This is a genomic window from Cupriavidus sp. FW305-26 (genome assembly GCF_058787975.1).
The window spans coordinates 1-24424 of sequence record NZ_JBYTAH010000073.1 but is presented as its reverse complement, the minus strand read 5'-3'; the positions used below and the strand labels follow the sequence as shown (position 1 = coordinate 24424).

The window sequence follows — 24424 nt, the reverse complement described above, 5'->3', positions numbered from 1 at the left end:
GGTGGGGATCGTCCGGCGCTGAAGCGGGCGCCGATGGACTTCTATTCTGGAGCGGCGCCAGCAATCTACGGTTCGATAGCCCACAGAAGCGGGCGGCAAACTTTGGACGCGGTCTCCGATGCCTGGCTGAGGCCATAAATCCGGAAAGACGCGGATATACCTTTTTGCCTACCCCATCGTCCCCCGCGTGCGCAGGGGCGACATGCCAGCCCCCGTACGGCATCCTTCTGTCTGACAAAAACAAAAAGCGAAGGGGTCACCATGGGTCGCAGGAAGCAATCGAGCGTCTTCGAGGATCTGTATGGCATCGCCGCAGCACTGCCATGGTGGGCAGGCGTTGCGTTGGCCATCATTGCCTACGCGGTGCTGCACCGTTATGCGATTGCCGAAGTGCCGGTCAGTGCCGCGCCGGGGCAAATCGGCCAAATGGTCGTGACGCAGATGGTCAAGGCGCTATCGACGTACGGGCAGTACATCGTGCCGCTGTTGCTGCTGGCCGGCGCGCTGGCTTCGTGGCTGGGCCGCCGCAAGCGGCAAGGACTGGTGCGCAGCGCGGCGGCGAGCCAGTCTGGCGACGCCCTGCGCCAGATGAGCTGGCGCGATTTCGAGCGGCTGGTGGGAGAGGTGTTCCGGATGCGCGGTTACGCCGTGGCGGCAACCGGTGGCGGCGGTGCGGATGGGGGCATCGACCTGCGGCTCAGAAAAGGCAATGAGCTGGCGCTCGTGCAGTGCAAGCAATGGCGCGCCTACAAGGTGCCGGTCACGGTGGTACGGGAACTGTATGGCGTGATGGCTGCGCAGGGTGCGGCGCAAGGATTCGTTGTGACATCGGGGCAGTTCACCGCCGATGCGCGGGCCTTCGCGTCCGCGCGGAACATTGAGCTGATCGATGGCCAGGCACTCTCCGTGCTGGTCAGGCGCGCCCGCGCCGCAGCGCCGACGGGATCGGCCGCACAGCCTGCAGCCGCGAACGCGCCGACACGTGCCGCGGAGCCGCCAAAGCCAACTGAGATGTCGCCAGCCGCCGTGCCAGGTTGCCCGCGCTGCGGCAGTGCCATGATCCAACGCATCGCCAAACAAGGCGCGAACGCTGGCAATCCGTTTTGGGGCTGCGCCACGTTCCCCAAATGCCGCGGCGTGCGTGGCCTCTGACTCTCCCTGGTTCGTACCGCGGCAGCCTGCCGCTGTGCCCGCTTGTCAGTTCGCTACCAGGCTCACGACCCAACCCGCCACATAGAGCCCCAGCCCGAACACCGCATGCGTCACCAGGCTATGCACCCGTGCCACGTTTGGCCGCGGCGTGCGGCTCGCGGCGATGCCGGCACCCATCGCCGGCTGCATCAGCAGGAACGGTGCCGCCACACTGCCGATGCCGACGATCAACGCGGGCGCCGGCGTCGGATGACGCGCCCAGTCGAGTCCCCATAGGCCCAGCAGGATGGCCGCGAACACGATGCCGGTCAGGTAATGCGCGATCCAGCCGATCCCGCGCTCGCCGCGCACCGGCGGCGATGCGGCGATGGGATGGTGGCAAAGGCGTCCTCGCGGCAGCCACGCGAGCCAACGGCCTACGAGTCCATAGTCCAGCGCAGGGACGCCCAGCAGCCGCTTGCGCAGGATGGCCCAGGCGTCCATCACCAGCGTTGCGCCGGTGCCGATCACGACTGCATTGAGCAGGAGGGCCACCGCTGTATCAGGCATGGGCAGTCTCGCCGGCGGTCAGTGATGAAGCCGCAGCGCGGGCGGTGATCATCCAGCAGGCAGCGGTGTAGCGCACAGTTGCGCCATGAACGTAAGGCTCGAATGCCGCGCGGACGGTTTCGATGACGCTGGCGCGTGTGCTTGCATCGGCCTCGCGCAGGGCCAGTCCGACGGGACCCAGGCGGGACAGGTAGTCCACCAGCGCAGGCTCCGGCAGCGTGCAGGCGAAGTCGATCGGCTCGACATCGATCCCGCCCCAGCCGCCCTCTTCCAGGATGGCCTGCACGCGCTGGCGGTCGCCGAAGGCGAACTGCCCCGGCGCCCCCGGCTGCCGCGGCGGCAGGTTGGACAGCAGCGGTGCGGCCGCTCGCTCGGCGGTGGTCATGAACGGATTCTCTGAGGCGCTGCGCCAGGCGATGCAGTGGAGCGTGGCATCCGGTGTTGCGGCCCGGCGCAGGTTGGCAAAGGCCCGCACCGGATCGCTGAAGAACATCACGCCCAGGCGCGACACGATGCTGTCGAAGCTTGCTGGCGCGAAGGCGTAGTCCTGCGCGTCGGCGCGAATAAAGCTGGCGGTCGAGCCGTTGTGTTGCGCGCGTGCCCGTGCAGCGGCGAGCATCGGCTCGGAAATATCGATGCCGGTGCATCTGCCTTGCGCGCCGAGCTTGCGCGCCAGCGCGATCGTAGTGCTGCCGGTGCCGCAGCCGACATCGAGCACATGCTGCGCGGAAGTCTTGCCCACCGTATCGACAAGCAGGCCTTCCAGCGGCCGGAACATGTCGTCGAGCACCGCCTGCTCCGCGACCCAGGCATGGCCGGACGGGCCGTTCCACAGTGCGGCCTGGTCGCCGCCGTTGCTGCTGGTCTGCTGTTGCTCACCCATGGTCGTATCTCCTTGCACGCCGCCCTGGCATGGAAGCTACACTGTGCCAGTTCAAGTCGACTTGAGGTCAAGCGGTGACAAGCCTGGATATTGCGGAAGTGGCCCGGCAGGCTGGCGTGCCGGCCTCGACGCTGCGGTACTACGAGGAAAAGGGGCTGATCGCGTCCATCGGCCGGCGCGGGATGCGGCGCGTGTTCGATGCCGGCGTGCTTGAGCGGCTGGCGCTGATCGCGCTGGGGCGTGCCGCCGGTTTCTCGCTGGATGACATCGCGCAGATGTTCTCGCCACAGGGACAGCCGAACATCGACCGGCAGGTGCTGGCGGCTAAGGCGGATGAGCTGGACCGGACCATCCGCAAGCTGACGGCGATGCGCGACGGACTGCGGCATGCGGCGGTTTGTCCGGCGCCAAGGCATATGGAGTGCCCGACGTTCCAGCGGATCCTGCGGGCGGCGGCGTCGGGGGCGATTGGTGGAAGGAAGCATGCCCACGGGCTTCCAATGGACTGACGTTCCGCCCTGAACAAGCGTTTCGAATGACCCCTTTTTTGGTCTCTGCGGAGTCTGGCGGGGCCATTCTCCGCAGAATTTGCGGGGATTAGCTTAAGGATGGAGCCAATCTCACCCCAACCTGAACTGCCCCACCGCCCCCGCCAGGCTCCCGGCCTGCGTCTGCAGCGCCGCGGCAGCCGCCGTGGATTGCTCAACCAGCGCCGCATTCTGCTGCACCATCTGATCCAGCTGGCTCACCGCCATATTCACCTCTTGAATACCACGGGTCTGTTCCATGGCTGCTTGAGTGATCTCGGAAATAATGCCGGTCACCCTGGAGACGTTGCTGACGATCTCGCTCATGGTGTCGCCGGCGCGGCGGACCTGGCCGGAGCCGGAGCTGACGCTGCCTACGGTGGATTCGATCAGGGTCTTGATCTCCTTGGCGGCCTGGGCGCTGCGCTGGGCCAGGGCGCGCACTTCGCCCGCCACCACGGCGAAGCCGCGGCCCTGGTCGCCGGCGCGGGCGGCTTCGACCGCGGCGTTGAGCGCCAGGATGTTGGTCTGGAAGGCGATGCCTTCGATCACGCCGATGATGTCGGAGACCCTGACCGAGGCGTTCTCGATCTGGCCCATGGTGGTGATGACTTCGCCGATCACGACGCCGCCGTCGGCGGCCACGCGCGAGGCCGCGGTGACGGATTCGTTGGCGTGCTGGGCCGAGCTGGCCGACTGGCTGACGGTGGCGGTGATTTCTTCCATCGAGGCCGCGGTCTGCTGCAGGCTGGTGGCGGCGGATTCGGTGCGGCGCGACAGGTCCGTGTTGCCGGCGGCGATCTCGTCGGAGGCGGCGCGCACCGATTCGCTGGCGTCGCGGATCTGGCGCATGATGGTGCAGAGCTTGTCGGCAAAGGTGTTGAAGGCGCGCGCGATCTGCGCGACTTCGTCGTTGCCGTCGGCGGGCAGGCGCTGGGTCAGGTCGCCGTCGCCGGAGCCGATGGCGTCCATGGCATCGCGCACGGTGGACAGGCCGCGCAACGACATCGTTGCCACGCCCCACACTACGGCGGCGGCCATGCCTGCGATCAGTACCATTGCGATCACCGATGCGACCAGCACTGAGCGCATGCCGGCGGTGGCCTCGGCCTTGTCCAGGGCGACGATGACCATCCAGTCGGTGCCGGGGATGGCGCGCGCGCCGAGCAGTTTGGCGCTGCCGCCGACTTCGACTTCCAGCGGCGTCTTTGCGCCGGCCAGTGCGGCGAGCTTGTCGGCGTTCAGCGCAGGCGCGAGTTCCGTCACCGGCTTGAGCGTGAGCTTGTCGTCGGTGTGGGCGACGATGTCGCCGTTCCTGGCCACCAGCATGCCGAAGCTTGCCGGCGTGGGGTGGATCGCCTTGACGTTGGCGATCACGCTGTCCATCGCCACATCGCCGGACACCACGGCCTTGACGCCGCCGTCGCGCACCACTGGCGCGGCAAATGCCACCACCAGCTTGCCGGTGCCGGCATCGACATAGGGCGGCGTGACCACGGGTTTGCCGGCCGTGGCAGCCTGCTGGTACCAGGGGCGGCCTGTCGGGTCGTAGCCGGGCGGGATGCCTTGCGGGTTGGAGAACTTCGCGGTCTTGTCGGCGTAGCCGACGTAGACGTTGGTGAAGCCGCCGGCGTCGGCAATCTGCCTGAGCGCAGCATCGGGTTCGGGCTGCAGCATGGCGTCCTGCAGCGACTGGATCATCTGGCTGTGCGAGGCCACCCAGTCGGCGATGGCGCTGGCGTGGCCGCTCTGCACTGCCGCGAGGCTACTGTCGATGGCGTCTTCGTTATAGCGGTTGGCGACGAACTGGTTCAGCGCCGTATTGATGGCGAGCGCGGCGATGACGATGGCCACGCACAGGGCCACGATCCGCGCACGGATGGTAGTGAACATCAGGGGAGATCCTTCGTAGGGAATCGTTTGGGGGCGTTTGTGTGTGGGATTTCCACCCCGCTGTATACGGAGCGGGTGCGCCCGACTTGAGGCCGACAGGAGAAACCCTGTCGAATGTGATCAGGTTGACGACACAACACGCCAAGTTGGTGCACGATAGTGCGCTTGCGCGGTTCGGGAATGCGCGCTGGTGGATCTGCATTCGTAACGCGAACACACGCAGGAGCGGGTGGGAGCGGGTTTCGGCCTGATCAAACGCCAAATCGGATGCGTTGCAATACAAGCGGCGTTGCAATGCAGCGATGATGTTGATACGGCGTTCATGGGCATGACGGCAGCTGCAGCAGAACGCTTGCCGCAGCGCATCCGACGGCGGCTTGGGCGGGATCACATATGTCGTCAAGCCTTTCTGATCAGTCATCAGACAAGCTAACGACTTTTTCACAACGTATTACAAAGACTTACAGCCGTTATGCGATCGGCAACATATCCTCCGATCAACTCACAAATAACCCAAACGGAGAGCCTACCGTGTCAGTCCTTTCCTTGACTTCCGCGCCGATGCGCGTGCTTGCTTTGAGCGGTGCCCTGGCGCTGGCCGCCTGCGGTGGTGGTGGCGATGATGGCGGCGGGCAGGGCACGCTCAAGGTCTCGATGACCGATGCGCCGGCCTGTGGCTTCAACAATGTCTTCGTGACCGTCAACAAGGTGCGCGTGCACAGCAGCGCCAGCGCCGAGACGAGCGCCGGGGGCTGGGTCGATATCGACGTCGTGCCCGCGCGCAAGATCGACCTGCTGTCGCTGACCAACGGCGTGATGACGGTGCTGGGCCAGGCCGCGCTGCCTGCCGGCAACTACCAGCAGGTGCGCCTGGTGCTCGATGCCAACCGTGGCGGCGGCGCCGGTGCGCTGGCCAACTCGGTGGTGCCCATCGGCGGCACTGAGCAGACGCTGGATACGCCTAGCGCGGTGCAGTCGGGCATCAAGATCAATCGGCCGTTCACCGTGGCAGCGGGTACGCTGACCGACCTGGTGCTGGACTTTGACGCGTGCAAGTCGGTGGTCACGCGCGGCAATGGCACCTTTGGCCTGAAGCCGGTGGTGACGGCGATCCCGATGACCGTCAGCGGTGAAGTGAACGGCGTGGTCAGCGGGGCACCGGGTGCGCGCGTCTATGCCGAGCGCAACGGCGTGGTGGTGAAGTCGACGGTGGCGGACGCCAACGGCAACTTCAAGCTGTCACCGATCGAGCAGAGCAGCACGGCCGGTCCAGTTGACGTGGTGGTGGTGCCGGGTTCTGCCAATGGCAAGGCGGCGGGCATCGTGCGCGCCGTGCCGGTGGTGGTGGGCACGCCCACGGCGATCTCGACCGCGGCGGCACCGATGTCGCTGCCGGCGTCGACCTATCGCCGGGTTTCGGGTTCGGTCACGCCGGTTTCGGCGGAAGCGACCCTGCGCGCGCTGCAACTGGTCAATGGCGGCAATTTCGAGATTGCGGCGACGGCCGCCGCCAGCGATACCGGCGCCTACAGCATGTTTGCCACCGAACCGGCGCTGCCGGTGGCCGCTCCGGTGATCGGCACCTACCAGGCCGCGCTGCCGATTCCGCTGCAGCCGGATGGCGCTGCCGCGGGCAAGTACAGCGTGCAGGCCACCAGCGCCACGGGTGCGGTGCAGACCCAGCCGGCGGACGTGAGCGCTGCCGACGCCCTGGTGAATTTCTCGTTCTGATTCCGGGGGACCGGGAACGGAGCCGGAAGGGGGCCTGGCCCTCTTCCGGCTTTTTTTGTTGGCCAGGGGCGTGTTTGCGCCGCCACCGCCTGGCGCAGTTTCCCGCTAGACTGCCAGTCTCGCGTTTCGGGAGATCGCGCCATGGCAGCACGCACCGCGGCGAAGGCCGCATCCAGGACTGCAGCAACCTCAGAGGCCACACCCAAGGCCAGGTCACGCAAAGCCGCCACGTCCACCGAGCCGGTGCGGGTTGGCATCGGTGGCTGGAATTTCGCCCCGTGGCGCGACAACTTCTATCCCGCCGGCCTGGCACAGGCGCGTGAGCTGGCCTATGCCAGCCGCCACCTCAGCGCGATCGAAATCAACAGCACGTACCACGGCACGCAGAAGCGCACCTCGTTCGCCAAATGGCGCGACGACACGCCAGATGATTTTGTGTTCGCGGTGAAGGCCTCGCGCTTTGCCACCAACCGGCGCGTGCTGGCCGAGTCCGGCGAATCGATCGAACGCTTCATCGACAGCGGCATTGCCGAGCTCGGCCGCAAGCTGGGGCCGGTGGTGTGGCAGTTCGCGCCCACCAAGCAGTTCGATGCGGAGGACTTCGAGGCCTTCCTGCAGCTGCTGCCGGATTCGGTGGAAGGCGTGAAGCTGCGCCACGTGCTGGAGGTGCGGCACGACAGCTTCCAGTCGCCGGACTACCTCAAGCTCGCGCGCAAGTACAAGGCCGCCACGGTCTTTACCGATTCGCCCAAGTTTCCGTCGATGGCGGATCTCACGGCAGACTTTGTCTATGCACGGCTGATGGCCAGCAGCGCGAAGCTGAAGGCCGGCTATGCGCCCAGGGACCTGGATGCGTGGGCTGCGCGGGTGCGCACGTGGGCGCAGGGCCACCAGCCGGACGACCTGCCGACGGTGGAAGACCGCAAGACCGCCGCGCGCAAGCGCGAAGTCTTTGTCTTCTTTATCAACGGCGCCAAGGAACGCGCGCCGGCCGCGGCGCAGGCGCTGCTGGAGCGGCTGGACTGGACGCCGCCGGCCGATGACTGACGGATCGACATCCCTGGATCGCTATAATCGCGCATGAACTCGACCCCCGCCCAGCCGCAAGCCGGCACCGCTTTTTCCAACCTGCCGCTGTCGCCCACCATGCTCGCCACGCTGGCGCAGCTTGGCTATGACGAAATGACGCCGATCCAGGCGGCCAGCCTGCCGATCACATTGGCAGGCCAGGACCTGGTGGCGCAGGCCAAGACCGGCAGCGGCAAGACCGCCGCCTTCGGGCTGGCGCTGCTGCACCGGCTCGATCCGCGCCGCTTCGATGTGCAGGCGATGGTGCTGTGCCCCACGCGCGAGCTGGCCGACCAGGTCACGCAGGAAATCCGCCGCCTGGCGCGCGCCGAAGAGAACATCAAGGTGCTGACACTGTGCGGCGGCTCGCCGATGCGGCCGCAGGTCGACAGCCTGATCCATGGCGCACATATCGTGGTGGGCACGCCCGGCCGCATCCTGGATCACATCGACCGCGGCAGCCTGGATCTGTCCGGCATCAACACGCTGGTGCTGGACGAGGCCGACCGCATGCTCGACATGGGCTTCTTCGACGACATCGCCTATGTGGCCAGCCGCTGCCCGAAGGACCGGCAGACGCTGCTGTTCTCGGCCACGTATCCGCCCGGCATCGACAAGCTCAGCCACCGTTTCCTGCGCAACCCGCAGTCGGTCAAGCTGGAGGCTACGCACGACAACACCACCATCCGCCAGCGCTTCTATGAGGTCGAGGAAGGCGAGCGCCTGAACACGGTGGGGCGCCTGCTGGACCACTTCCGCCCGGTCAGCACGCTGGCCTTCTGCAATACCAAGGCGCGCTGCCGCGAGCTGGTGGAACTGCTGCGCGCGCAGGGCTACCAGGCGCTGGCGCTGCACGGCGAACTGGAGCAGCGCGAGCGCGACCAGGTGCTGGTGCAGTTTGCCAACCGCAGCTGCTCGGTGCTGGTGGCAACCGACGTGGCCGCGCGCGGGCTGGATATCGCGCAGCTCGAGGCCGTGATCAATGTCGAGATCACGCCCGATCCTGAGGTGCACGTGCACCGCATCGGCCGCACCGGCCGCGCCGACCAGGAAGGCTGGGCCTTCAGCCTGGTCAGCATGGACGAGATGGGCCGCGTGGGCAACCTGGAACAGCACCACGGCGGCGAATTCGAATGGCAGCCGCTGGCCGACCTGAGGCCCGCCAGCAATGAACGCCTGCTGCCGCCGATGGTGACCTTGCAGATGCTGGGTGGCCGCAAGGAGAAGATCCGCCCCGGCGACATCCTGGGCGCACTGACCGGCGAGGCGGGCTTCACCAAGGAGCAGATCGGCAAGATCAATGTGCTGGAGATGTCGACCTATATCGCGGTGGAGCGCAGCATCGGGCGCGAGGCGGTGAAGCGGCTCAATGCCGGCAAGGTCAAGGGCAAGAAGGTGAAGGTGCGGATGCTGACGGAGTGAAAGACGGGCCCCATGCGGGGCCCGTTCTGCTTTTACCCCACGACCACCACGTACCCCTCCTGCGGCGCCCCGCTCCCCGCCGCCAGCCGCGCGATCCGTGCCTGCGCGGCTTCGAATCCCCGTTCCTCCACCAGCGCCAGCCAGCGCTTGGCCGGATCGCGCGCATGGTCGATAAAGCGGCGCTGCGCCGCGTTGAAGCGCCGGTTCACTTCCTGCGGTCCCCAGTCGGCATTGCGCTTGCGGATCTGCACCGGCGCGAAATAGAACTCGGGCCTGGGCCCGGGCAGGTGCAGGTCGCGCAGGAAGCCGGTGTTCTGCGTCGAGCCGACAAAGCAGTCGTACACCAGGCTGTCGCCAAAATGCGCATGCACGCGCGCGCGCAGCGACTCATCGCCGGAGAAGTCGACATAGAGCGTGGGCTCGTCCACCGGCACCGATGCCAGTTCGTCATAGGTGACGGTGCTGCCGTAGCAGCCGAGGTCTTCGACAAAGGCGCGGTTGCGGGCCGAGGTCAGCCCGGTCAGCGCGATGCCGTCGAGGTCGCGCAGGCAGAAGGCGGTGCCATAGGCCGTCTTGCTGGAGGCGCTGGACACCACCAGCCGCCGTGCGCCGAAGAAGCGGTTGTCTTCCAGGAAGTCGGCCAGCATGAACGAGGTGATGAACAGCGGCCGGTACAGCATCTGGTAGTGCTCCAGTTCCGGCGCGTAGGCGGCGTCGTTCTGCACGCGGGTGTACTGGTTGTAGGCCGAGGTCAGCTTTGCGCGGTGCGCCGCGGCATCGTAGAAGCCGCGCGCGGTGACGCGCCCGGGCTGCATGCGGAAATGGCTGGCGATGGGGAAGTAGCCGTAGAAGCGGTCCAGGCGCAGCAGCACTTCGCCGGGCGCGGCGCTGGCGGGTTCGTGCGCGGCTTCCAGCCGGCTTTCGTTTAGGGCATCCTTGCGGCTGAACAGCCGCGTGATGGCAAGGGTCGGTTCAGTTGCTGCCATGTCTTCTCCTGGTTCGCGGCCCGTCCGTCCGGCGTGCAATGTTCGCCATGACTTCCGTGAGGCCGATGCCAAGAATCTATCGCCGCGCCAACGCCGCCGGGTTCGGAAACGAAGCGCCCGCCGCCGGCGACCTGAAACGGCCCGCCACGCCGCGCAGCAAGCCGCTCAAGCGCCCTTCGCAGCAGCGCGCGCACTTCACCGTCAACGCCATCTACGACGCCTTTGTTCGGATCTGGTGCCGCGATGGCTGGGACGGCGTGACCACGCGCGCGGTGGCGCTGGAGGCAGGGTTCTCGGTGGGTACGCTGTACGAGTACTTTCCCAGCAAGGAAGCGCTGGCGTCGGGCTACGTGCGCCACACGGTCGAGACCATGCTGGCGCGCATCGACGCCGAGGTCACGCAACGGGCTGACGCCGACTGGCGCACGCGCGTGCGGCGGCTGGTGGCCATCGCCTGCGGTGCGGACGACGAGGCCACGGGCATCGTCTTCGATGCCGACATCATCGGGCTGGAGCCGCGCATCGCCGAGCCCAAGCACCACCGGCGCGTGTTCGAAGAGTTCTGCGAGGCCTGGCGCCGGGCGCTGTGCGCTTGCCCCGACTTGCCCACGGCCCCGGATGCCGCGAAGGTGCAGGCACTGGTGCTGGCGGTCTGGGGGGCGCGCCGCTATCGGCTGCTGCTGCAGGGCGCGGCGCTGCAGCCGGCGCAATGGGTGTCCGAAATGCAGGCGCTGTGCCTGGCGGCACTGGACGAAAAAGCGACCGATGCGCAACCTTGACCCGGCGGCTGCCATGCGGGCGTCACAACATTGCTTACAAAGATTCGCGTAAGTCACCCTGTAACGGCGCGCGTTACTTTGCTACTCTGATTGCATTGGCACCGCCAGCCGCATTGCATTGTCGACGGAAAAGGAGTTGGTGATGAAAACCGCACGCCAGGTTCTGGAGTCCAAGCCGAGTCAGGCCATTTACAGCGTCCCGCCCACGGCGACCGTCTATACCGCGCTGCAACTGATGGCGGAGAAAGGCATCGGCGCGCTGCTGGTGATCGAGCATGGCGAGATCCTGGGGATCCTGAGCGAGCGCGACTATGCGCGCAAGGTGATCCTGATGCAGCGCACCTCGCGCGAGACGCTGGTTCGCGACATCATGACCAATGCAGTGATCTATGTCGGCGCCAGCCAGACCACCGACGAATGCATGGCATTGATGACCCGACACCGGCTGCGCCACCTGCCAGTGATGGAAGGCGACGAGCTGATCGGCATGCTGTCGATCGGCGACCTGGTCAAGGACATCATCTCCGAGCAGCAGTTCATCATCGAGCAGCTCGAGCATTACATCACCGGGGGCGGGCGCTAGGCCTGTCGTGTTCGGGGGCTGGTCGCATTGCACGCACCCGCCCCGTCCACTCTCCCGCGCGCGGCCGCCGGCTAGCCCAGCGTGCCGAACCTCACCCCATGCGCCGCCAGGTAGCGGCGGTACGCGCCTGCCAGCTTGTCCGCCGGCTGGGGCACCTCCACGCCGGTGCGCAACGGCAGGCGGCGCGGCTGCGATTCCACGATCGGCTTGTCCTGCAGGAAGATGGTGTCCTGGAATTCGCGCAGGCTGGCGTCGTCATCGTCTGTCACCAGTGACATCACGAACCACACGCGGCTCGATTCCTCGTCCCGCGGGCCGATAAACAGCGCGATGGCGCCGCGATGGTTGTCGCCAAGGTCGGGCACCTTGGTCAGGATCGCGGCGTAGGGCGCAACCACGCGGTATTCATACTCGACCATGGCTCCGCCGGCGGCGCTGGCGTGCGCGCGCGGCTGCCAGGCGCGGCAGCCGATGGTGCGCAGCGCGTCGGGCTTGCGCGCATCGCCGATGGCTTCCACTTCATAGGGCGGCACTTCGGTGTGCGCCGGGTCACCCAGGTAGCCGTCATGGACATAGCCGAAGTGCGCCATGTCGAGGAAGTTCTCCACCAGCCGTGGCGCCGAGGTGGCAACGTCGTAGGGGCCGCAGACCACGCGGCGGCATTCGGCGTCGTGGTACTCGGGGAAGGACGGCAGTTCGGGCACGGCCTCGGTGCCGTCGCCGCCAAGGCGTACCCATAACAGCCCGTAGCCCTCGCGCACCGCGTGCGTGGTGGCGCAGGCGCGCGGCGCAGGCACCAGTTCCGGGTGGGCGGGATAGCGCGTGCAGCGGCCGCCCGAGGCAAAGCGCCAGCCGTGATAGCCGCAATGCAGCAGGCCATCGTGCACGGCGCCCAGCGTGAAAGCGGCGCCGCGGTGCGGACAGCGGTCGTCCCAGGCGTGCCAGCCGTCGGCATTGCGCCACAGCACCAGCGCGCGGCCAAAGAGCCGGGCGGCGAAGGGGCCGTCGCCATCGGCCTGTTCGATGGCCAGCACGGGGTGCCACTGGCCCAGTTCGGGCCCGGCCGCATCGGCGGCCTGACCTGCTTCGTGTCGTGGGGTCTCGGTCATGACGAAATCTTACCTTCGGTAGTGGCGATGTGATCTTGCATCGACCATCGTGCCTGATCCTTGTCACGCAAGTGACGTGCCAGACATCTGGGTCACGAGCGCGATACTTGCTGGCCGCATATAATTATGCGTTCGCTGAATTAGGCCACCCGCGACGGCGTCACGCCCCCTATTGCGCGGTTCCCGGCCGATATTCCCTGCATTTGACGTAGCTTTCACCGCACATCGCTGCGGTCTCGTGCCTGTCCATGTCTTCACCCTCTTCTGCCGCATCCGCCCGGGACACCACGCCGGCCCTGCCCGCCCACGACCATCGCGCCGTGATGCGGGTGATCGGCGGCATCGTGCTGTGCATCCTGCTGGCCGCGCTCGACCAGACCGTGGTGATCCCGGCGGTGCCGGCGATCGCCAATGACCTGAACGGCTTCAGCCACCTGTCATGGATCGTGACGGCGTACCTGATCGTGTCGACGGTGACCACGCCGCTGTACGGCAAGCTGTCGGACAGCTTTGGCCGGCGGCGCCTGCTGATGGTGGCGATCACGCTGTTTATCGGAGCCTCGGTGGCATGCGCGCTGGCGCAGACGCTGGGTCAGCTGATCCTGTTCCGCGCGCTGCAGGGCGTGGGCGGCGGCGGGCTGATGTCGCTGGCGCAGGCAGCCATTGCCGATGTGGTGGCGCCGCGCCAGCGCGGGCGCTACCAGGGCTACCTGGCCACGGTGTGGGCGGTGGCGTCGATCGCCGGGCCGCTGGTGGGCGGCTGGGTCTCTGACCATATGTCGTGGCGCTGGCTGTTCTGGGTCAACGTACCGCTGGGCCTGCTGGCGATGTTCATGTGCTACCGCGGGCTGGCCATGCTGCCGCCGCGTGGCGGGCGTGCGCGCGTGGACTGGCTGGGGGCGCTGCTGCTGGCGGTGGCCATCGTCGCCTTCCTGCTGGCGATGAGCTGGGGCGGCGACGTCTACGACTGGCTCTCGCCAGAGCTGGGCGCCCTGCTCCTGGCCGCGGTGGCGGCCCTGGTCCTGCTGATCTGGCAGGAGCGCCGCGCCGCGGACCCGATGCTGCCGCCGCGCCTGTTTGCCAACCGGGCCTATGTGATGGGCGTGGCCGCCTCGGCGCTGGCCGCGCTCGATATCTTCCTGTGCATCTTCGCCCTGCCCCTGCACTTCCAGCTGGTCCGCGGCGCGGATGCATCGACCTCCGGCCTGCTGGTGATGCCGTTCCTGCTGGCCACCGTGGCGGGCAACTTTATCGTCGCGTGGCTGGCGCCGCGCGTGGGCCGCATGCGCGGCATCCTGAGCGCCGGCTATATCGCCGGCGCGCTGGGGCTGATCGCACTGGCGCTGGTGACGCCGGCGGTGCCGCTGGCGGTGGTGCTGGCGGCGATGACGCTGGCCGGCGTGGGCCTGGGCATGACCATGGTGGCCACGCTGATGAGCGTGCAGAACGCGCTGGAGCGCCGCGACACCGGCGCCGGCACGGGCGCGCTGCTGGTGCTGCGCTCGCTCGGCAGCGCGCTGGGCGGGGCGCTCGCCGGCACGCTGCTGACGCTGGAATTCCGCCATGCGCTGGCGGCGTCGGGGGTCACGCAGGCGCTGGACCTCGGTGCGCTGCGCCACGGCAGCGAGGCCTTTGCGCAGCTGTCGCCGTCTGTGCGCGCGGTGCTGGCGGGCGGCGTGGAGTCGGGCTTCCACCTGCTCTTTGCCGCGGGCGCGGCGGCGGCGGTGCTGGCGCTGCTGATCGTGCGCCGCATGCCGGACCTGGAGCTGCGCGGCAGCGTCACCGAACACGCGGCCACGCTGGCGATGGACTGACCGGCGCGGCATCCGTCAGGCCGCCATCGGCGTAAACTACGCGTACCCGATACAGCGAGCCGACCACCGGAGCCCCGTCGCCATGATCCGTCGTCCCCTGCTTTCCAGCCTGGCTGCCGCCCTGACCCTGGCGGCGGCCAGCACCGTCCTGCTGCCGGTGCCGGTGCGCGCCGCCGACAAGCCCGCCGCGGCGCCTGCCGCGGGCGCCTGCCCCGCCTCGCTCAACTTCACCTTCCCGCGCCTGCAGGACGATGTGCCGCAGAACCTGTGCCAGTACGCCGGCAAGGTGGTGCTGGTGGTCAATACCGCCAGCTATTGCGGCTTCACGCCGCAGTACGAGGGCCTGGAGGCGCTGTACGCCAAGTACGGCGCGCGCGGGCTGGTGGTGCTGGGCTTCCCGTCCAATGACTTTTCGCAGGAGCCCGGCTCGCAGAAAGAGATCGCGGACTTCTGCTACAACACCTACGGCGTCAAGTTCCCGATGCTCGGCAAGTCGCATGTGCGCGGCAGCGATGCCAACCCGATGTACGCGCTGCTGGCAAAGCAAACCGGCACCACGCCCAAGTGGAATTTCTACAAATACCTGATCGGCCGCGATGGCCAGGTGGTGGCCAGCTATGGCAGCCGCACCAGGCCGGACGACAAGGAACTGGTGGCGAAGATCGAATCGCTGCTCGGCGCGCAGCGCTGAGCGAGCGATTCCGCGCGCGGCCGGGTTCAGTCGCGCACCAGCCCTTCGGCCCGCATCGCTTCCTGCACCGCCGGCCGCGCCGCAACGCGCGACAGGTACTGCTGCAGCGCCGGGTAGTCGTTGAGCGGCAGCTTCAGGATGCGGGCCCAGCCGACGATGGTGAAGCAGTAAGCATCCGCCACCGTGAACGTGTCGCCCATCAGGTAATGGCGGGTTTGCAGGTGCTGGTCGAGTTCGGCAAAGCGCCGGTGCAGCCTGGCCTTGCACTCGTCCTGCGTGCTCTGCGCGGTTTCCTTGTGCCACAGCCACGGGCTGAAGACCTTGTGCAGTTCCGTTGAAACCAGCGTGATCCAGCCGGTGGCTTCCAGCCGCTCGCGCGTGCCGGCGGCGGGCAGCAGCGCGCGTTCGGGCACCAGGTCGGCGATGTATTGCAGCAGCGATGCCGCCTCGGTATGGCGCGAGCCGTCGTCGAGCTGCAGCAGCGGCACGTAGCCGCGCGGGTTGATGGTGTAGTAGTCGTCGGTGCCGTTTTCAGGCTCGGCCAGCTTGTGGCGGAGCAGGTCGACCTTGGCCAGCGTGACCGGCAGGCCGGCTTCGCGCAGGGCGATATGGACGGCCATCGAGCAGACGCCCGGAGTGTAGTAGAGCTTCATTGCGATCCTGTGGTGGTTGCCTGGCCGCCACGCCATGCGGCGGCCGTGCAGGCAGTCTAGGATCGCCCCCCTTATGCAGCAATGCGCGTCCTTGCGGACGCGCATTGCAGATTTGCACACGGCTAGATTGCGCTCAGTCGAGCAGCTTTGCCAGCGCCGGCGGCAGGCCGGCATTGGGCTTGCGCGGCGGCCGCGCGAAGCTGCCCTGCGTGGCGCTGCCGGCGCGCAGGGCCACCAGCGATTCGCAATGCCGCACCGCGCTCGACACGCCATCCACCACCGGCACCGGGATGCGCCCTTGCAGCGAGCGCGCCAGTCCCGCCAGCGGCGCGCCGGCGACGATGATCACGTCGGCACCGTCCTGCTCGATGGCCTGCAGGGCCAGTTGCTCCAGCCGCGCGGCATGGTCTTCCTGCACGCTGCCGATATCGCGCAGCGGCTCCTGCAGCGAGCGCACGCTGGCCAGCCGCGACGACAGGCCGTTGGCCGCCACGCATTCGCGGTACCACGCCTGGATGCGGTGCGAGATCGCGATGATGGAGAAGCGCTGCCCCAGCAGGCAGGCGCTGGCCAGCGTGGCTTCGGTCATGCCGACGACCGGGACGTCGAACAGCTCTTTCAGGCCGGCCAGGCCGGGGTCGCCGAACGCGGCGACCACCAGGCCGTCGAACTGGCCGGCGTGTTCCGCGGCGGCGCAGGCGGTGGCATAGCCGCCGACCAATGCTTCGAAGCGAGTTTCGATGTAGGCCACGCCGAACTGGGCGGTGGCCATCTTCAGCGTGGTGGTGGAGGCGGCAGTGCGGCGCGCCTCGGCTTCGATCAGCGCGGTGACGGATTCGCTGATATTGGGATTGACGATCAGGAGTTGCATGGGGAGATAGTGTTTGTCGAACAGCGAGAACAGCAAACCTGCACAGCTCTTCAGTCTTCAGGTCCGCAGGTCATCAACCAAGCATCGGCGCGCCCGCCGGCAGGAACTGCCCGCGTCCGGCCTGGGGTTCCTGGTACTGGCCATCGCGCACCAGCATCTCGCCGCGCGAGAAGCAATGCACCGGCCAGCCGGTCACTTCGATGCCTTCGTACGGCGTGTAGTCCACCGCGTGGTGCAGCGCGCTGTTGCGGATCTGCACGCGCTGGTTCGGGTCCCACAGCACGATGTCCGCATCCGCGCCGATGGCGATGGTGCCCTTGCGCGGATACAGGCCATACAGCCGTGCCGGCCGCCATGAGGTCAGCTCGACGAACTGGTGCAGCGACAGCTTGCCGCGCGCCACGCCGTCGAACAGCAGCGGCAGGCGCGTCTCGATGCCCGGCACGCCGTTGGGGATGTGCTCGAACGAAGGCCGCTCGCCGCCCGGCTGCTTGCCTTGCGGGTCGTCATAGCGGAACGGTGCATGGTCTGACGAGAACACGCTGAACACGCCATTGGTCAGCGCGCGCCAGACCGCGGCCTGGTTCTCGGGGTCGCGCGGCGGCGGGCTGCACACGCACTTGGCGCCTTCGTAGCCGTCGTCGCCGGGCAAGGCCATGTCGTCGGCGGTCAGGTACAGGTACTGCGGGCAGGTCTCGGCCAGGATCTGCAGCCCCCTGCCCTGTGCCCAGCGGATCTGCTCGATCGCTTCCTTGCCCGAGACATGCACGATCAGGATCGGCACGTTGACCAGTTCGGCAAAGGTGATGGCGCGGTGCGTGGCCTCGCGCTCCACTGCGGCGGGACGTGCCAGGCCGTGGAAGCGCGGTGCGATGCGCCCTTCCCCGACCAGCTTGTCGGTCAGCCACGAGATGCAGTCGGCGTTCTCGGCATGCACCATTACCAGCGCGCCGTTCTGCTTGGCGACGTCCAGCACCGACAGCATCTCGCGGTCGGACAGCTTCAGGTCGTCATAGGTCATGTAGACCTTGAACGAGCTGTAGCCCTTGCGGATCAGTGCCGGCAGTTCATCGGCCAGCACTGCCGGCGTGGGGTCTGCCACGATCAGGTGGAAGGCGTAGTCGATCACCGCGCGGCCTTCCGCGCGGCGATGGTAGTCCGCCACGGCAGCCTTGAGCGAAGCGCCCTTCTCCTGCGCGGCAAACGGGATCACGGTGGTGGTGCCGCCGCACACCGCGGCGCGCGTGCCGGTGAAGAAGTCGTCGGCCATGCGCAGGCCGTCGGGCATGGGCTGGTCGAGGTGGCAATGGCCATCGACGCCGCCGGGCAGCGCCAGCAGGCCATCGGCATCGATCTCGCGCGCGCCTTGCGGCAGCGCGTGGCCGAGCGCGACGATCTGCCCGTTGCGCACGCCGATATCGCAGCGGAAGCGGTCGGACGCAGTGACCACGTCCGCGCGCCGGATCACCAGGTCAAGGCTGTCGTGAGCGGACATCGGCTTACTCCACTTCGCGGAACAGGCGGCCCCAGCCGCGCAGCTCGCGCGTGTCCACGCCGCACAGGCGCAGCGACTTCCACACCACGGTGGAGATGGTGTCGTACAGCGGAATGCCGGTTTCGGCTTCAAGTTCTTCGGCCAGGTGCGCGGCGCGCAGGTTGGTGCAGAAGGTGGTGATGGCCTGCGGCTGGTGCTGGGCCAGGCCGCGCACCATCTCGCGGATGGTGTCTTCCTCGACCTCGGCGAAGCTGTAGTTCACATGCAGGTCCAGGTGGCTCTCCGCCACGCAGTGAAAGCCGCTGCGCTCGTAGTTGGCGATGATGCGCTGCTGCACGTCGTCCAGGTACGGCGTGGCCAGGCCGAAGTTGCGCGCGCCGGTCTTTTCCAGGATCTCGTTGAGCGCAAGCACCGAGGTGGTGGCCGGGATGCCGGTGGCTTCGGTGATCTGCTGGCACAGCGCCTCATCCTTGTCGAAGCCGAGCCAGCCGGAAGACGTGCCGTTCCAGGCGATGACATCGACGCGGGCATCGGCCAGCAGGCTGGCGGCGGCCAGGATCTTGTCCAGGTTGAACTGGCCCAGGGCCTGGTCGCGCAGCGAGATCTCGGTCACGGTGAAGCGCGAGAAATGCGCGCTGACGTTGGGCAGGCCGGCAACCATCGCGCTGGTGATGGGTTCGAGCGCAGTGTTGGAAGACGGCGTCAGCATGCCGAGGCGGATTTGCTTGGTCATTTTGCTTTTTGTCTCAGGAGTGGTTGCGAGGGCCGGGACATTGCCGGCCCTTTCGCGGGTTTTTCGGAGTTCGGTGATCCGACGGGTCTTCAGACCGGGATCTTGGTCTCGTAGTCGATGGCGGTGGAAGCCAGCAGCAGGCCGACGCCAGCCGCGGCGAAGAACATCAGCGCCAGGAAGTACGAGCCGGTGAACTGCACGATCATGCCGACGATGATGGGCACCGTGATGCCACCGATATTGCCGCCCAGGTTCATCACGCCGCCCAGGAAGCCGATCTTGTTGCGGGTGCCGAGCATCGACGGAACGCACCAGAACAGGCCGCACCAGCGCAGGAAGAACAGCGTCGACGACAGCAGCACGACCACCACGATCGGGTCGGTGACGTAGGCCACCGAGAAGATCGAGACCGTGGCCACCACCGCGGCAATGCCGAACAGCGTGCGCATCACCACATTGGGCCGGCCGCCGGCTTCCTTCCACTTGTCGGCGATCCAGCCGCCGATCAGTTCGCCCACGAAGCCGCTGAAGAAGATGATGAAGCTGGCGCCGCCCATCTGCTTGATGTCGAAGCCGTGCACCTTGTTCAGGTAGTTGGGCATCCAGGTCAGCAGGCCGTAGAACACGGTGTTGAAGCACATCCAGCCGATCGCCATGCACCACACCGAGCGGTACTTGAAGAAGTCCAGCGAACGGCCCGACAGGTTGGCCGGCTCGGCGCGGTGTTCATTGGCCTGGGCTTCCTCGATGTAGCGGGCTTCCAGTTCGTTCACGCCGCGGTGCTCGCGCGGGGAGTTGCGCACGTAGTACCAGGCCAGCACGCCGGCCAGCACGGTGCCGACGCCGGCAACGATAAAGGCCAGGCGCCACGAACCCAGCGTGGCGATCAGCCACGTGATGATGATGGCGCCGAGCGCGGCGCCCAGCGGCGCGCCGCCGTCAAGCAGGGTGGCGCCGCGGCCGCGTTCGTTCTGGGTCATCCAGATCGCGTTGAGCTTGCCGCCGGCCGGGTAGATCGGCGCTTCGGCCGCGCCCAGGCCGAGCCGGGTCAGCAGCAGCGCGGTGGCGTTGGTGGTGAAGGCCGCCACGGCCTGGGCAATGCCCCAGAACACGGTGGCGCAGGCGATCACGATGCGCGGCTTGTACTTGTCGGCCAGCATGCCGCCCGGCACCTGCATCAGCGCATAGGTCCAGAAGAACGAGCTGAGGATCAGGCCCTGCATGGTGGGGCTGAGGTCGAACTCCTTGGCGATCAGCGGCATCGCCACTGACAGTGAGGCGCGATCGATGTAGTTGATCGCGATGAGGAACAGCATCATCAAAAAAATCTTCCAGCGAACGGAGGTCTTGGCCTCCGTGACCACTGTCGCCCGGCTTGTCGTCTGCATGACGGCGTCTCCTGTTTTAGTCCTTGGGTGAGGCAGTTCTGTTGGCGTTTTGCGCAACAGGCCGGAGTATAGGATACGTAATCTGTAATTACAACGCGTGTAAGTCATTGATTTTGCGATGTTGCGCATGCACAATTTTGGTATGTGGTAGCCTTGTCGTGGTGCATTTCCCCAATCTGGTGACGTCTGTGACACAAACGCTTTCCCAAACCACGCGCCTGCGCACGCTCGGCATGTCGGCCGAAATCGCCGCCCGGCTGCGCACCATGATCGAAGAGGGCGAACTGCCGCCCGGCGCGAGGATCGATGAACGGGCCTTCTGCGAGACCTTCGATGTCTCCAAGACGCCGCTGCGCGAGGCGCTGAAGGTGCTGGTGTCCGAGGGGCTGGTGCTGCACCGGCAGTACATCGGCTATCGCGTGGCGCCGCTGGACCTGGAGGAGCTGCGCGCCACCTTCGAGACCCTGCACGGGCTCGAGGCGCTGGCGGGCGAACTGGCCGCGCAGCGCCTGGGTGCGGCCGCCATGGCCAAGCTGGAGCGGCGCCACCAGGCCATGATCGATGCGCATGCGGCGGGCCGGCGCACCGACTATTTCCGCATCAACCAGGAAATCCACCAGCTGATCATCGACGGCGCCGCCAATCCGGTGCTGGCCGGCGTCTATGCCACGCTGATGAGCAAGGTGCACCGCGCGCGCGGTGCAGCCAATGCCGATACCCTCCGCTGGCAGGAGTCGCATGAGGAACACGAGGCCATCATGGCCGCGCTGCGCGAGCCCGGCCGGCCGCGCCTGGCGCAGGTGCTGCGCGCCCACTCCGAGAACACCGCCAGGGAAGTCCTGAGCGTGGTGGCGCAGACCCTGGCCGAGGCCGGCGCAACCGGCGCAATCGGCGCCACCCTCAAGAAGTCCGCCTGAACAACCCCTGAAGATAACGACGACGATGAAACTGGTTCGAGTAGGCAACCCCGGCGCCGAGCGCCCGGGCATGATCGATGCGCAAGGCCGCGTGCGCGACCTGTCCGGCGTGGTGGCCGATATCGGCGCGTTGCAGCTGGCGCCGGCGGCGCTGGCGCGGCTGGCGCAGGTGGACCCCGCGTCGCTCCCGGTGATCGAGGGCGCACGCTTTGGCGTGCCCTGGAGCGGCGTCGGCAAGATCGTGGCGATCGGCCTGAACTATGCCGACCACGCCGCCGAGGCCGGCATGCCGCTGCCGGCCGAGCCGATCGTGTTCCTGAAGGCCAACAGCTCGCTGAATGGTCCCAACGACGTGGTGATGCTGCCGCTCGGCTCGGAAAAGACCGACTGGGAAGTGGAGCTGGGCGTGGTCATCGGCAGCACCGCGCGCAATGTCTCGCGCGAAGCGGCGCTGAACCACGTGGCCGGCTACTGCGTGGTCAATGACGTGTCCGAGCGCGAGTTCCAGATCGAGCGCGGCGGCACCTGGGACAAGGGCAAAGGCTGCGACACCTTCTGCCCGGCCGGCCCGTGGCTGGTGACGCGCGACGAAGTGCAGGACCCGCAGGCGCTGGGCCTGTGGCTGGAGGTCAACGGCGAGCGCGTGCAGAAGGGCAGCACCGCCACCATGGTCTTCGACGTGGCCACCGTGGTCAGCTATGTCAGCCGCTTCATGACGCTGCTGCCGGGCGACCTGATCGCGACCGGCACGCCGCCGGGCGTGGGCATGGGTTTGAAGCCGCCGCGCTTCCTGAAGGCCGGCGACACCATGCGCCTGGGCGTGGACGGGCTGGGCGAGCAGACGCAGCAGGTGGTGCCCTACGGCGAACTCTGAGGGCAGGGCAGTGGCATCGCGTCACCCTTCGGGGTGACGCATGCCGGCAGCACTGCCGCGGGCTAATACGCGGTCCGCAATGGTTCCCCATCGATACGCTTTTACACAAAGCGTTTGGTTTCCATACAAAGCGTACGATTAGGGCAACAGTTCCGGTGCTGAAACGGGCCCGATTACATGGTTTTACAGGAATTCGCACGCTTGGCGTTTCGCTCGCGTTTTCTGCGTGAAATACTGGTTGTACAGGTTTCGCCAGAGAGCAAAACACCATGTCTGAGCACGCCCCCGAAATCGAGTCCTATCTCGGCACCACCCTCACGGCGTCCCCCACGTCACCACTCAAGCACCGGTACTGCGCGCTGGCCGACACCCTGGACAGCCGCGCCGAACTTGAAGTCATCCGGCGCAATATCCACCAGCATCCCGAACTCGCCTTCGACGAGGTCCGCACTTCGGGCCTGGTCGCCAGCCTGCTGGAGACGTGGGGCTATACGGTCACGCGCGGCGTGGGCGGCACCGGGGTGGTGGGCACCTTGCGCTGCGGTGACAGCGGGCACAGCGTGGGCATCCGCGCCGACATGGACGCCTTGCCGATCCACGAACGCACCGCACTGCCGTACGCCAGCGTCAATGCCGGCCGCATGCACGCCTGCGGCCACGACGGCCATACCGCGATCCTGCTCGGCGCGGCAAAGCAGCTGGCGCGCACGCGCAACTTTGACGGCACCGTGCACCTGATCTTCCAGCCGGCCGAGGAAATCGGCGCGGGCGGCGGCGCCGAGCGCATGCTGGCCGACGGGCTGTTCGAGCGTTTTCCCTGCGATGCGATCTTCGGGCTGCACAACCATCCGGGCGTGGAGCAGGGCACCTTCCTGTTCCGCTCGGGCCCCTTCATGGCGGCATGCGACACGGTCACCATCACCATCCGCGGCAAGGGCGGCCACGCCGCGCGCCCGCACCAGTCGGTCGACCCGATCCTGGTGGCAGGCAGCCTGGTGATGGCGCTGCAGTCGGTGGTCGCGCGCTATGTCGACCCGAACGAGACCGCGGTGGTGACGATCGGCACGCTGCACGCCGGCCACGCGCCCAATGTGATCCCGGACAATGCGCGCATGGAGATCAGCGTGCGCTCGTTCAACCCCGAGGTGCGCGCATCGGTGGAGAACCGCATCCGCCAGCTGGCCACGTCGCACGCCGAAGGCTACGGCGCGGTGGCCGAGGTCGACTATGTGCGCGGCTACCCGGTGCTGGTCAACAGCGAGCGCGAGACCGAGTTCGCGCGCCAGGTGGCCGAGGAGCTGGTCGGTGCCGGCAAGGTGGTGGACCAGGCCGCGCGCATCGCCGGCAGCGAGGACTTTGCCTACTTCCTGCAGCAGCGCCCGGGCTGCTTCGTGCGGCTGGGCAACGGCGCCAACCAGCCGCTGCTGCACAACGCCGGCTACGACTTCAACGACGAGAACCTGACCGTCGGCGCGGCCTACTGGACGCGGCTGGTGGAGCGATACCTCGCGAGCTGACCGCCATGGCGCCCCCGCTCAGCGGAAGAACGCGCTTGGCGGCACGCCGAACTGCCGCCTGAACATGGTCGCAAACGCGCTCGGGCTGTCATAGCCCAGGTCCAGCGCCACATCCACCACCTTGCTGCCGGCGGCCAGCTTCTCCAGCGCCGCCAGCAGGCGCGCCTGCTGGCGCCATTGCCCGAAGGTCATCCCGGTTTCGCGCGCAAAGCGGCGCTGGATGGTCTTGGGGTCCAGCCCCAGCCGTGAACCCCAGTCCGCCAGCGTCAGCGCCGTATCGGGCGCGCCGGTGATGGCATCGCAGATCTGCCGCAGGCTGTCATCGGCCGGGCGCGGCAGGTGCAGCGGCAGCGACGGCACCAGCATCACTTCATCGAGCAGCAGCCGCATCAGCCGCGCGCCGCGCGTGCCGGGAGCGTAGGGCAGGGGTATGTCGATCGCCGCCAGGATCAGCTCGCGCAGCAGCGCGGAGATGCCCAGCACAGTGCAGCGCTGCGGCAGGTCGGGCGCGGCATCGGGGCGGATATAGGCGGTGCGCATCTGCACCCGGCCGACCATGCGGATCCAGTGCGTGGTGCCGCCCGGCATCCACATGCCGCGCGTGGGCGGCACGATCCACTGGCCTTCGGTGGTGGCCACCACCATCACGCCGTGCACCGCGTGGATCAGCTGCGCGTGCGGATGCTGGTGCGGGTTGGTCACGTGGCCGGGCAGGTAGTCGGCGGCCATGGCGGTGACGGGCAGGGGGCTGCGGTCGAAGCGGACGTAGGGCGGGGGATCGGCGTAGGT

The 24424-nt window shown here is 67.4% G+C and carries 23 protein-coding genes; 12 read left to right on the top strand and 11 right to left on the bottom strand.

Features of this window, described 5'->3' with window-relative positions; translation table 11 throughout:
* Window positions 1–261 precede the first annotated feature (261 nt).
* Complete coding sequence (locus AC3WQZ_RS29400; protein ID WP_492301761.1) at window positions 262–1152, top strand: restriction endonuclease; 891 nt, start codon at window positions 262–264, stop codon at window positions 1150–1152.
* Window positions 1153–1197: 45 nt separating this feature from the next.
* Here the strand turns inward: AC3WQZ_RS29400 and AC3WQZ_RS29395 are convergent, their stop codons facing one another.
* Together AC3WQZ_RS29395 and AC3WQZ_RS29390 are read right to left on the bottom strand one after the other, a co-directional pair.
* On the bottom strand, window positions 1198–1701 hold the full coding sequence (locus AC3WQZ_RS29395) for a DUF2938 domain-containing protein (protein ID WP_492301760.1): 504 nt from the start codon (window positions 1699–1701) through the stop codon (window positions 1198–1200).
* Window positions 1694–2584: a class I SAM-dependent methyltransferase gene (locus AC3WQZ_RS29390; RefSeq protein ID WP_010811421.1), complete on the bottom strand. Its 891-nt coding sequence runs from the start codon at window positions 2582–2584 to the stop codon at window positions 1694–1696. The genes AC3WQZ_RS29395 and AC3WQZ_RS29390 overlap by 8 nt, the downstream gene beginning before the upstream one ends.
* Window positions 2585–2658: 74 nt before the next feature.
* Between AC3WQZ_RS29390 and AC3WQZ_RS29385 the strand changes: the two genes are divergently transcribed.
* Window positions 2659–3093: a helix-turn-helix domain-containing protein gene (locus AC3WQZ_RS29385; RefSeq protein ID WP_010811422.1), complete on the top strand. Its 435-nt coding sequence runs from the start codon at window positions 2659–2661 to the stop codon at window positions 3091–3093.
* Between the two features lie 111 nt (window positions 3094–3204).
* Here AC3WQZ_RS29385 and AC3WQZ_RS29380 read toward each other — a convergent pair whose 3' ends face one another.
* Complete coding sequence (locus tag AC3WQZ_RS29380) at window positions 3205–5004, bottom strand: methyl-accepting chemotaxis protein (RefSeq protein WP_492301758.1); 1800 nt, start codon at window positions 5002–5004, stop codon at window positions 3205–3207.
* 561 nt (window positions 5005–5565) lie between these two features.
* Here AC3WQZ_RS29380 and AC3WQZ_RS29375 point away from each other — a divergent pair.
* The 3 genes from AC3WQZ_RS29375 to dbpA all read left to right on the top strand — a co-directional run bounded on the left by AC3WQZ_RS29375 (window position 5566) and on the right by dbpA (window position 9225).
* The gene (locus tag AC3WQZ_RS29375; protein WP_041687089.1) at window positions 5566–6735 is read left to right on the top strand and encodes a DUF4382 domain-containing protein; all 1170 of its coding nucleotides are present in this window, start codon (window positions 5566–5568) and stop codon (window positions 6733–6735) included.
* Between the two features lie 141 nt (window positions 6736–6876).
* Window positions 6877–7782 (top strand): DUF72 domain-containing protein, encoded by a 906-nt coding sequence (locus AC3WQZ_RS29370; RefSeq protein WP_011614324.1) that lies wholly within the window; start codon window positions 6877–6879, stop codon window positions 7780–7782.
* A gap of 33 nt (window positions 7783–7815) precedes the next feature.
* On the top strand, window positions 7816–9225 hold the full coding sequence (dbpA, locus tag AC3WQZ_RS29365; RefSeq protein ID WP_010811426.1) for an ATP-dependent RNA helicase DbpA: 1410 nt from the start codon (window positions 7816–7818) through the stop codon (window positions 9223–9225).
* Between the two features lie 32 nt (window positions 9226–9257).
* Here the strand turns inward: dbpA and AC3WQZ_RS29360 are convergent, their stop codons facing one another.
* Window positions 9258–10211: a DUF2855 family protein gene (locus AC3WQZ_RS29360; protein WP_492301756.1), complete on the bottom strand. Its 954-nt coding sequence runs from the start codon at window positions 10209–10211 to the stop codon at window positions 9258–9260.
* A 65-nt stretch (window positions 10212–10276) separates the two neighbouring features.
* Here AC3WQZ_RS29360 and AC3WQZ_RS29355 point away from each other — a divergent pair, with 65 nt between their 5' ends.
* Window positions 10277–10990: a TetR/AcrR family transcriptional regulator gene (locus AC3WQZ_RS29355; RefSeq protein WP_011614326.1), complete on the top strand. Its 714-nt coding sequence runs from the start codon at window positions 10277–10279 to the stop codon at window positions 10988–10990.
* A gap of 142 nt (window positions 10991–11132) precedes the next feature.
* Window positions 11133–11573, top strand: a complete 441-nt coding sequence (locus tag AC3WQZ_RS29350; protein WP_010811429.1) for a CBS domain-containing protein — start codon at window positions 11133–11135, stop codon at window positions 11571–11573.
* 71 nt (window positions 11574–11644) lie between these two features.
* Here AC3WQZ_RS29350 and AC3WQZ_RS29345 read toward each other — a convergent pair whose 3' ends face one another.
* Window positions 11645–12682: a Rieske 2Fe-2S domain-containing protein gene (locus tag AC3WQZ_RS29345; protein ID WP_492301754.1), complete on the bottom strand. Its 1038-nt coding sequence runs from the start codon at window positions 12680–12682 to the stop codon at window positions 11645–11647.
* 323 nt (window positions 12683–13005) lie between these two features.
* Here AC3WQZ_RS29345 and AC3WQZ_RS29340 point away from each other — a divergent pair, with 323 nt between their 5' ends.
* Together AC3WQZ_RS29340 and AC3WQZ_RS29335 are read left to right on the top strand one after the other, a co-directional pair.
* Entirely contained in the window at window positions 13006–14496 is a 1491-nt protein-coding gene (locus tag AC3WQZ_RS29340) for an MDR family MFS transporter (protein WP_010811431.1), read from the top strand.
* Window positions 14497–14578: 82 nt separating this feature from the next.
* Window positions 14579–15187 carry a glutathione peroxidase gene (locus AC3WQZ_RS29335; RefSeq protein WP_492301753.1) on the top strand — a complete coding sequence of 203 codons (609 nt, stop codon included), beginning with the start codon at window positions 14579–14581 and terminating at the stop codon, window positions 15185–15187.
* Between the two features lie 26 nt (window positions 15188–15213).
* On the opposite strand, the gene gstA is transcribed toward AC3WQZ_RS29335, so the two are convergent.
* The 5 genes from gstA to AC3WQZ_RS29310 form a co-directional block, all read right to left on the bottom strand.
* The gene (gene gstA / locus AC3WQZ_RS29330) at window positions 15214–15840 is read right to left on the bottom strand and encodes a glutathione transferase GstA (RefSeq protein ID WP_010811433.1); all 627 of its coding nucleotides are present in this window, start codon (window positions 15838–15840) and stop codon (window positions 15214–15216) included.
* 133 nt (window positions 15841–15973) lie between these two features.
* A complete protein-coding gene (locus AC3WQZ_RS29325; RefSeq protein ID WP_492301752.1) occupies window positions 15974–16711 on the bottom strand; it encodes an aspartate/glutamate racemase family protein in 738 nt (245 codons plus the stop codon).
* Between the two features lie 73 nt (window positions 16712–16784).
* A complete protein-coding gene (gene hydA, locus AC3WQZ_RS29320; protein ID WP_010811435.1) occupies window positions 16785–18206 on the bottom strand; it encodes a dihydropyrimidinase in 1422 nt (473 codons plus the stop codon).
* A gap of 4 nt (window positions 18207–18210) precedes the next feature.
* Window positions 18211–18939, bottom strand: a complete 729-nt coding sequence (locus tag AC3WQZ_RS29315; RefSeq protein WP_340528437.1) for a maleate cis-trans isomerase family protein — start codon at window positions 18937–18939, stop codon at window positions 18211–18213.
* An 89-nt stretch (window positions 18940–19028) separates the two neighbouring features.
* Window positions 19029–20327, bottom strand: coding sequence for an MFS transporter (locus tag AC3WQZ_RS29310; protein ID WP_010811437.1), 1299 nt, complete (start codon window positions 20325–20327; stop codon window positions 19029–19031).
* Window positions 20328–20368: 41 nt separating this feature from the next.
* On the opposite strand from AC3WQZ_RS29310, the gene AC3WQZ_RS29305 reads away from it, so the two are divergent.
* The 3 genes from AC3WQZ_RS29305 (at window position 20369) to AC3WQZ_RS29295 (ending at window position 23635) form a co-directional block, all read left to right on the top strand.
* Window positions 20369–21244, top strand: a complete 876-nt coding sequence (locus tag AC3WQZ_RS29305) for a GntR family transcriptional regulator (RefSeq protein WP_492301750.1) — start codon at window positions 20369–20371, stop codon at window positions 21242–21244.
* Between the two features lie 25 nt (window positions 21245–21269).
* Window positions 21270–22118 (top strand): fumarylacetoacetate hydrolase family protein, encoded by an 849-nt coding sequence (locus AC3WQZ_RS29300; protein ID WP_492301749.1) that lies wholly within the window; start codon window positions 21270–21272, stop codon window positions 22116–22118.
* A 269-nt stretch (window positions 22119–22387) separates the two neighbouring features.
* Window positions 22388–23635, top strand: coding sequence for a M20 aminoacylase family protein (locus tag AC3WQZ_RS29295; protein WP_011614335.1), 1248 nt, complete (start codon window positions 22388–22390; stop codon window positions 23633–23635).
* A gap of 18 nt (window positions 23636–23653) precedes the next feature.
* Here the strand turns inward: AC3WQZ_RS29295 and AC3WQZ_RS29290 are convergent.
* The coding region (locus tag AC3WQZ_RS29290) for an AraC family transcriptional regulator (protein ID WP_492294462.1) at window positions 23654–24424 on the bottom strand (771 nt) is incomplete at its 5' end.